General features: G+C 60.4%; 2 protein-coding genes. Both read right to left on the bottom strand.

Annotated elements, in window-relative coordinates:
• The coding region (locus FY112_RS00375) for a sugar ABC transporter permease (RefSeq protein ID WP_151517354.1) at positions 1–666 on the bottom strand (666 nt) is incomplete at its 3' end.
• A 132-nt stretch (positions 667–798) separates the two neighbouring features.
• Positions 799–1,619: ABC transporter substrate-binding protein (locus FY112_RS00370; RefSeq protein WP_151517353.1), on the bottom strand; the 821-nt coding region annotated here is incomplete at its 5' end.

Below are 1,619 nucleotides of genomic sequence, written 5' to 3'. Positions count from 1 at the left end.
CTCGGCCGCCTCATAGATATAGTCGGGGATCGAGCGCAGGCCGGCCAGGCAGATCAGCATCACATAGGGCGTCCACATCCAGGTATCGACGATGATGATCGCCCAGGGCGCCAGTGTCACGTTGCCGAGCATCTGGATATCCGATGTCGGAATGCCTGTGACCAGCGACACGGCATAGGCGAAGAGGCCGATCTGCGGCTCGTAGAGAAAGCGCCAGAAATTGCCGACGACGGCCGGCGACAGCATCATCGGGATGAGGATGATCGTCGTCCAGAAGGCATGGCCGCGAAACTTGCGGTCGATCAGATAGGCAAGCGTAAAGCCGATCACTGTCTGCAGCACGATCGTCCAGAAAACGAAATGCGCGGTGGTCTGCATCGCCTGCCAGATATCGGGATCGTTGAGGACGCGCTGGTAATTTCCGAAGCCGACACCCAGGACCGGCGCATTCGGCCGGTTGGCGCGGTAATTGGTAAAGGAGAGATAGACCGCCCAAAGCAGCGGGAAGATGTTGATCGCTAACAACAGAGTGATGGCAGGTGCAATGAACAGCCAGGCGATCGCCCTGTCGGAGAGGCCGCGGACGCGCCGGGCGACCGAGACCGGCGTTGCCCTTGCAGTCGCGTCGGCGGCCTTCTCGACGATGGAAGAATGAGACATAGTCAAGTTTTCACCCGGTCTTTTGGGATATGGGGATCTGGCGGCCCGGCTCGTCTGCCGATCCGGGCCGCCATCCAGAGAAGGATGGCGCGTGTCAGAGTGCCACGTGTCTGCCTTCGCACTGGGTCTGGCCGGACATTAGATCTTTCCATCGTCCTTGAAGACGTCACCCCAGTCTTTTACCAACCCGTCGAGCGCTTCCTTGGCGGTGCCATTGCCGGCGACCACGTAGTTGTGGACGCGCTTCTGCATGGCCTGCAGCAGCGAGGCGTAGCTCGGCTCGGCCCAGAAGTCCTTGACGATCGCCATCGAGTCCAGGAAGGCCTGGGCATAGGGCTGGCTCTTGGCAAAGCTTGGCGCGTTGACGACGGAATTCAGGCAGGAAAAACCGCCGAGTTCCCACCACTTGGCCTGCACATCGGGCTGTGCGAACCACTTGATGTATTGCAGGGCGGCGTCGCGCTTGTCGGAATAGGAGACGACCGAGATGCCCTGGCCGCCGAGTTGGGCGAAATGGGCCTTTTCAGCCGGATTGGGGAAGAAGCCGATCCTCTCGCCGCCGACCTTCTCGTCCTTGTAGAGGCCGGGCCAGGTGAAGGCGAAGTTCATCTGCATGGCGACCTGGCCGGATTTGAAGGCGTCGGCGGATTCGACCATGTAGACGTTGGAGCTGCCGGGCGGGGTGCAGCAATCATAGAGGGATTTGTAGAATTCGAGGCCCTTGACCGCATCGGCCGAGTTGACGAAGCCTTCCATGTCATAGGGCTTCTTCGGGTTCTCGTACTGGAATCCCCAGTCGTAGAGCACGTTGGTCACGCCCATGGTGATGCCTTCGGAGCCGCGCTCGGTATAGATCGAGGCGCCATAGACGGTCTTGCCATCAATCTCGCGTTTCTGGAAGAACTCGGCGATCTGCTTCAGCTCGTCGTAGGTCTTCGGCGCGGCGAGGTCCCGTCCGT

It is taken from the genome of Rhizobium sp. PEPV16 (assembly GCF_008919455.1).
Classification (GTDB): Bacteria; Pseudomonadota; Alphaproteobacteria; order Rhizobiales; family Rhizobiaceae; genus Rhizobium; species Rhizobium leguminosarum_Q.
This window is presented reverse-complemented; position numbering and strand designations above follow the sequence as displayed.